At 48.2% G+C, this 6,836-nt stretch carries 8 protein-coding genes and 1 tRNA gene; 7 read left to right on the top strand and 2 right to left on the bottom strand.

Translation table 11 applies throughout. The features are described from left to right. The first annotated feature begins 2 nt into the window (after positions 1–2). The 4 genes from Q7V48_03585 to Q7V48_03570 all read left to right on the top strand — a co-directional run bounded on the left by Q7V48_03585 (position 3) and on the right by Q7V48_03570 (position 1,306). Positions 3–302 (top strand): HU family DNA-binding protein, encoded by a 300-nt coding sequence (locus Q7V48_03585; protein ID MDO9209818.1) that lies wholly within the window; start codon positions 3–5, stop codon positions 300–302. Between the two features lie 11 nt (positions 303–313). Next, positions 314–493, top strand: a complete 180-nt coding sequence (locus Q7V48_03580; GenBank protein ID MDO9209817.1) for a hypothetical protein — start codon at positions 314–316, stop codon at positions 491–493. A 76-nt stretch (positions 494–569) separates the two neighbouring features. Further along, positions 570–770 carry a cold-shock protein gene (locus tag Q7V48_03575; GenBank protein ID MDO9209816.1) on the top strand — a complete coding sequence of 67 codons (201 nt, stop codon included), beginning with the start codon at positions 570–572 and terminating at the stop codon, positions 768–770. 272 nt (positions 771–1,042) lie between these two features. Next, entirely contained in the window at positions 1,043–1,306 is a 264-nt protein-coding gene (locus Q7V48_03570; protein ID MDO9209815.1) for a hypothetical protein, read from the top strand. Between the two features lie 517 nt (positions 1,307–1,823). Here Q7V48_03570 and Q7V48_03565 read toward each other — a convergent pair. Further along, a tRNA-Thr gene (locus Q7V48_03565) sits at positions 1,824–1,898 on the bottom strand. Between the two features lie 50 nt (positions 1,899–1,948). After that, positions 1,949–2,461 (bottom strand): hypothetical protein, encoded by a 513-nt coding sequence (locus Q7V48_03560; GenBank protein MDO9209814.1) that lies wholly within the window; start codon positions 2,459–2,461, stop codon positions 1,949–1,951. 435 nt (positions 2,462–2,896) lie between these two features. On the opposite strand from Q7V48_03560, the gene Q7V48_03555 reads away from it, so the two are divergent. The 3 genes from Q7V48_03555 to Q7V48_03545 form a co-directional block, all read left to right on the top strand. Further along, the gene (locus Q7V48_03555; GenBank protein ID MDO9209813.1) at positions 2,897–5,140 is read left to right on the top strand and encodes a CHASE2 domain-containing protein; all 2,244 of its coding nucleotides are present in this window, start codon (positions 2,897–2,899) and stop codon (positions 5,138–5,140) included. 61 nt (positions 5,141–5,201) lie between these two features. Then, the gene (locus tag Q7V48_03550; protein ID MDO9209812.1) at positions 5,202–5,972 is read left to right on the top strand and encodes an ABC transporter permease; all 771 of its coding nucleotides are present in this window, start codon (positions 5,202–5,204) and stop codon (positions 5,970–5,972) included. 335 nt (positions 5,973–6,307) lie between these two features. Then, a partial coding sequence (locus Q7V48_03545) for an ATP-binding cassette domain-containing protein (GenBank protein ID MDO9209811.1) occupies positions 6,308–6,836 on the top strand: 529 nt, incomplete at its 3' end.

Raw genomic sequence — 6,836 nt, 5'->3', positions numbered from 1 at the left:
AAATGGCTAAGAAACCCATGACCAAATCCCAAATCGTGTCTCACTTTGCAGGGAAATTTGAGTTCACCAAGAAGACTGCCTCTGGGATTATTGACGAGGTAGCAGCCTTAGCGGTTTCCGAAACCAAGAAAGCTGGCTCCTTTACCCTTCCTGGGATCGGGAAACTGGTCCTGGTGAAGCGTAAAGCTCGTATGGGACGCAATCCGGGTACTGGTGAGGCAATCAAGATTCCTGCTAAGACCGTGGTGAAATTGAGAGTAGCGAAGGCGGCTAAAGAGGCTATCGTTCCTGGAAAGAAATAAGGGGGTAAACTATGAAAAACGTAGAAATGTCTCTTGAAGGGAACATCCTAACAATTAAGATTGATCTATCGAAGGAATTTGGTCCATCTGCTTCTGGAAAGACAATCATTATTGCGTCAACTGAGGGTAATGTGACCATTCCGGAGCATGAAGAGGCTAAGGTCGGGTTGAACGTTTATCGTAAGAAGTGAAATCGGCTTTTTAATGGAGCCGAAGCACCAAATCCAGACTTATGCTGGAAGCATGAAACAAAAGGAGGGTATTTTTGTGCCAGAAGGAAAAGTGAAGTGGTTCAACGAGAAGAAGGGCTTTGGTTTTATCGAGCAGGACGGCGGACAAGACCTTTTTGTTCATCACACCTCCATAACCGGTGAAGGTTTCAAGACCCTATCGGAAGGCCAGAAAGTGCGTTTTGAGGTCGAAGAGACATCCAAAGGACCGAAAGCCAAGGACGTCCAGATCATTTAGGTTATTCGGGATCAAGCTTAATCAAAAGGACATCTCAGTTTTTTGAGATGTCCTTTACTATCTTCTAAAAACCTTCCAACGCTCCGATGAAAACCGGACGCCAGGACTGGTTGAAAAAACTGGGTTCCTGCTCTCGCGGTTGGTGGCAAGAGAATTTTGATCTTGCTTGGCTCTGGCCAATGTTATAAAGTCGTTACCATTCACTCCCAAGCAGAAAGGTTTCCAGACCACTGCCTTCGGCCTAAGGTCAAGGTGGCCGAACCTAAGGGAAAATGATCAAGCAACTCGAAAACCAAATACGGGATCTGCAAAAAGAACTGGCCGCGATACAAAAGGATCAAGCTGTCCTCCGCCTCCAGCCCTGCCGGGGAGATTCAGAAATTAGGGGGAAGGACGCGAAATTCGATGAGCTGGATAGGCGAGCAAAAGCCATAAATGAAACCATCCGGGGCATGACCAGAAAACGCCAGCTATTGATCTCCGAATCCGCCATAAGAGGAAGCAACGGATCTCCCAGTTCCAATAACTCTCCATAGAGCTATTTGGGCTCATGAAAAAAATCCGAGTTTTCTCACAAGACGGTATCAACAGTCCTTGCTACACCGATGCTACTGCCCACCTCCCAAACCAAGAATTCCCCCTCCTTTATTGCTGGTACCCGAAAACTGGCTTTATCGAAACCCAAAGCACTAAAGGGCATAATCCGGCTACAAGGGCGGAGATCAAGATAACCGGCTGAGATGGTGGGCGAGATGTGGGAGTAAAAGCGGCTGGGGAAGGCTATTGTACCGGGGAAGAGGTGGTGGGTAGGGAAGGTTGTTGTCACAATACCCAGAATAAAAACATTGAGGATCAAGATCGAAGCGGACGGACATAAATTTATGCATCCGCGAAGGAAGATTATTGAGGATGGATCTCTTTTGGAATTTGAGAAATGAACCGGATGGAATTTCGCAGCAAATATATCATCCAAGATCACTCTTGGTGTTAGCTATAGGTTAGCAAAAAAGAAGAAGGAGTTAGCCATCATATAGGTTAACTCCTTGATTTTATTGGAGCCGACGGGGAGAGTTGAACTCCCGACCTGCCGATTACGAATCGGCTGCTCTACCACTGAGCTACGTCGGCTCAGAAGGTCCGGAGGATATAGAGGGGTGATCAATATAGAAAAAAGTTCATCAAAATTTAAACTCCAGGCTGAAGACCACGCTTTTATCCTGGATGAAAAGTTTTTCATTTCCAGTCTTACCCGATGGGGATGTTTCTTTGTTAAAAATATTATTGACCACCTCCGGGTCGATGGTCCTGGTAACCAATCCCAAGTTCGTATTTAGGCTGAAGGAGTATTTCTTTTTTAACGTATAGATCTCCTGGCTATTTTCCAGGCGTACCTTATAAGTTGCTTGCTTTTTGGAATCTTCCCCTGGAACTTCGCTTTTGATTTCTTCCAAGGTGATGGATTTAATATATTTCACCGGGATAGACCTTTCCTTATTCTCCTTTGTTCGTACCGTGAGTTCTTCGGAACTTAGGTGTAAATATCCCTCCACCGCTTCTCCCTGGCCATCCTTGACGATAGCATAGATACCCTTTTTATCATCCAGAAGGGAAGGGGTCAAATTTTGGGCCAGAACGGATGAAGGAATAAGCATCAGCAAGATGGTTAGGATATAAATGATTCTTTGTATCAAAAGATCAACTCCCGGGAACATTTAAAAAGGACGAATTCCCCGCATTCGTTTTCACTTGGGCAGCTGGCGCATTCAGCATCACCGGCCGGTGCCTCCATGTAGGTCACAAACTTCGCTTCGTCGCCAAAACATACTGGCCTGGGATTTTCGGGTAAAGGATCTTTATTCATTATTGGGACGCAGATTGCCGCTGATTTCCACCGATAAATCTTATTATAGTGAAAGGCATTAGCAAGTTGTCAATCCACAGTCTTTCATGGCGACTCCCGCCAGCGCAAGATCCGAAATGACAGTTGAAAATTCAGATAGTTTAAGCCATCAAGATAAATATTTTGACATACCTTTGGAGCTTTTTCAAGCCTTTTTAAAGGGCAGTTAGCGGTTGCTTTTAAAGAATGGATTTGTTAAACTTTTTTATAATATTTTCGGGAAGGTGTGATACTGAAAAGATTTTTCCGGCTTTCAGGGCTGAAAATTGCTCTCCTCTCTATCCTTGCTGTTTCAGTGATCTATTATCTGGATCCTGACTTTTTATCCTTGCTGGAGTTGAAGACCCTTGACCTGCGCTTCCACTCCCGGGGTAAAATTGTTACCACCGGAGAAGTGGCCCTGGTAGCCATCGACGAAAAATCCCTCGATGAGCTGGGACGCTGGCCATGGCCGAGGGTTCGTATGGCCCAGCTGCTGGATGCCTTAGTAAAATATGAGGCCAAAGTAGTGGGCTTTGACATCGTCTGGGCCGAACCAGATGAAAACTCTGAACTTAAAAGTCTTTCCGCTTTAAAGCAGAAGATGAACGAACTAAAGCTAACGAACCGGGATTTAGAAAAATATCTTTCCCAAGCAATCCAAAAAGCGGATACCGATCGAACTCTGGCCGATTCCCTGGCTCGTTCCCGGCGGGCGGTCCTCGGGTATTTCTTTCATTTTTTTACCAAAGAAGACCTGCCCAAGGAGAAAAAACAGCTCCCCAAAGACCTCCCGCCTCTCTCCACCTACAATTGGGTGAAATATTCTTCGCAAGCAGCAGCCAAGGTCCCCCTTTTCGAAGCGACCTATGCCGAGGTGAACATCCCGGTCATTGCCGAAGCGGCAGAAGGAGCCGGGTATTTCAACATTTTTCCGGACCGCGATGGGACCGTGCGCTGGATCCCCTTGGTAATCAAATACCAAGATAAACACTACTGTGCTCTGTCTTTGGCTGTGCTGCAAAAATTTCTAAATAACTCCCCGCTGGTCCTACGCCTTGCCGAGTTCGGCGTAGAAGAGATACGACTGGGCGACCTCTTCATTCCCACGAACGAAGAAGGACGGATGTTGATCAACTACCGGGGCCCCCAAAAGACTTTTCCTCACTATTCGGCCACAGACGTGATCCACGGCCGGGTTCCGGTAAACGCTTTCCGAGGTAAGATCGTCCTCGTTGGGGCAACGGCCATAGGCATCTATGACATCCGGGTCACCCCTTTTGACCATGTCTTCCCCGGGCTGGAAGTCCATGCCAACGTGATCGACACCATCCTGAAGCAGCAGTTTCTCTACCGCCCGAATTGGGTCACCTTGTTTGACCTCCTGGCCATCATCGTCCTCGGCCTCATTCTGGGAATCATCCTGCCCAAGGTGAAAGCCCTCTGGGGGGCCTTGATCGGGATTTCTCTTTTTTTCGCCTTCGTCCTGACCTCCAATCAATTATTCCAGAAACAAGGGATCTGGGTGAACCAGACGTATCCTCTATTCAATCTTGTCCTTACCTATCTGATGATCACCGGTTATCGATACATGACTGAGGAGAGGGAGAGAAAGAAGGTGCGGGGAGCGTTCCAGTATTACCTCAATGCTTCCGTCGTGGAACAAATGCTTAAGGATCCGGAGAAGCTTAAACTAGGGGGAGAGAAGAAAGACCTCACCGTGCTCTTCAGCGATATCCGGGGCTTCACCTCCATCTCCGAGCATATGACTCCGGAAAGATTGGTCAAGTTCCTCAACGAATATTTAACGAAGATGACGGACATTGTCTTTAAATATGACGGACTATTGGACAAATATATGGGGGATGCCATTATGGCCATCTGGGGAGCGCCCCTGGATCAATCCGATCATCCGTTACGGGCCTGTTACACCGCCCTGGAGATGGTGGAAGAACTGCGTTTGCTCCAGCAAAGATGGGCCACCGAGGGCATGTCCCGGATGAACATCGGCATCGGCATCAATGCCGGGCCCATGGTTGTAGGCAACATGGGGTCCGAGCGGCGTTTCGATTATACGGTGATGGGGGACAGCGTCAACTTAGGGTCACGCCTCGAAGGGTTGAATAAATTGTACGGAACGAATATTATCATCAGTGAGATGACCTATGAGCGCGTCCGGGAAGAGATTTTGGGGAGGGAGTTAGACTTGGTCCGGGTCAAGGGTAAAGACCAACCCGTAAAGATTTATGAACTTCTCTCCCGTCGGGCCAAAACCCTACCTGAACAGAAGGCCTTGGCTGAGGAATTTCAGGCTGCTTTGGGGGAATACAGGAACCGAAATTGGGAGACGGCGCGCAAAATCTTCCAGTCGATCCTGGAACGGTATCCCGAGGATGGCCCAGCAAGGCTCTACGTAGAACGATGTCAAACCCTGGAAAAAACACCACCGCCCGAAGACTGGGATGGGGTTTACACCATGACTACTAAGTAAGGATCAGGAAATGGGGCAGCCTACAATCGTCGGCTGCATCGGAAGGATTAAAATTTAGAAAATGATTCACTTTTTCAACGGCATCGGCCTTTTTATCCTGAAATTCCTGGACGAGTCCGGGCGGGTTATGCTTCTTTTTTATAAAACCCTCATCTGGACTTTTCGCCCGCCGTTTGATGTTCGCAACCTCCTCAAACAGATTGAAGAAGTAGGGGTGAAATCCATACCGGTAGTTCTGATCACCGGAGCCTTCACGGGAATGGTTCTGGCGCTGCAAAGTTACACAGGCTTCAAGCGTTTTAACGCCGAGGCCTTCGTAGGGACAGTGGTGGCCTTATCCATGACCCGGGAGCTGGGTCCGGTTCTTTCAGGTTTAATGGTCTCCGGGCGCATAGGGTCAGCCATGGCCGCGGAATTAGGAACGATGCAGGTCACCGAGCAAATTGACGCCCTCTACACGCTGGCCACCAATCCCATCAAGTATTTAATCGTGCCCAGGTTCTTGGCCGCCTTGATCGTCATGCCTATCCTTACGGTTTTTGCCGATGTGGTAGGCATCCTGGGTGGATATCTGGTCAGCGTCAAACTTCTGGGCAGCAACCCAACGGTTTACCTCCGCCGGACCTATGATTATCTGGATTTGGAGGACATTTATATTGGCCTCTTTAAAGCCTGCATTTTCGGAATAATCATTGCCACCATTGGATGTTACCAGGGGTTTAATACCCAAGGAGGGGCCGAGGGCGTGGGGAAATCCACCACCCGGGCGGTAGTCATGTCTTCCCTTTTGATTCTGATCGCCAATTATTTTATAACCGCCATGTTCTTTTAGGCGCTTAAGAATGAAGTTATGCGCAAATTGGCAAGAAAGTTCTTTAAACAAACGTCATGAGAAAAATCCTAAATCCGAAGCACGAAATCCTAAACAAGCACGAAGGTTCAAAATCCCAATGCTCCAAACAAGGCCTTTTTGAATTTGGAATTTTGGATTTGGAATTTGTTTAGAATTTAGATATTGGGATTTAGGATTTTTATCTTTACCACTTTGGTTCCGGCTACGCCGGGTTAGGGCAGAAGAAAAAAGACGGAGGACTGAGCGTTAAGGACTGGGCAATGAATTCTTTCTTGCAAGCTGATAGTTGATTACCGAAGGTTCAGGTTGATAACATGACCGAAAAACAATGCCGACGCGGCTCAGATGAAACCATGATCCAGCTTAAAAACGTCTACAAATCTTTTGGGCCGAACCATGTCCTGCGCGGCCTCAATTTGGAAGTTAAATGCGGGGAATCCATGGTCGTCATCGGGGGGAGTGGAACCGGCAAAAGCGTGCTTATCAAGTGTGTCATCGGCCTCCTGCATCACGACCAAGGAGAGATTTACGTAGACGGGCAGGAGATCTCCCACCTTTCCGAGGAGGAATGGAATGGGCTGCGCAAAAAATTCGGCATGCTTTTCCAGCGCGATGCCCTCTTCGATTCCATGTCGGTTTGGGAGAACGTCGGGTTTGCCCTGGGGCGGCATACGAATCTCTCCGACGAAAAAATCAAGGCCGCGGCCGTAGAAAAACTAAAACTGGTCGGTTTGCAGAACGTTGAAAATCGCATGCCAGCCGAGCTCTCCGGTGGCATGCGCAAGCGGGTATCCTTAGCCCGGGCTATCGCCATGGAGCCGGCCATCCTGCTCTACGACGAAC

It is taken from the genome of Deltaproteobacteria bacterium, assembly GCA_030654105.1.
Taxonomy (GTDB): domain Bacteria; phylum Desulfobacterota; class SM23-61; order SM23-61; family SM23-61; genus JAHJQK01.
Note: the sequence above shows the minus strand (reverse complement) of the source record. Positions and strands in the feature narration are given on the sequence as shown.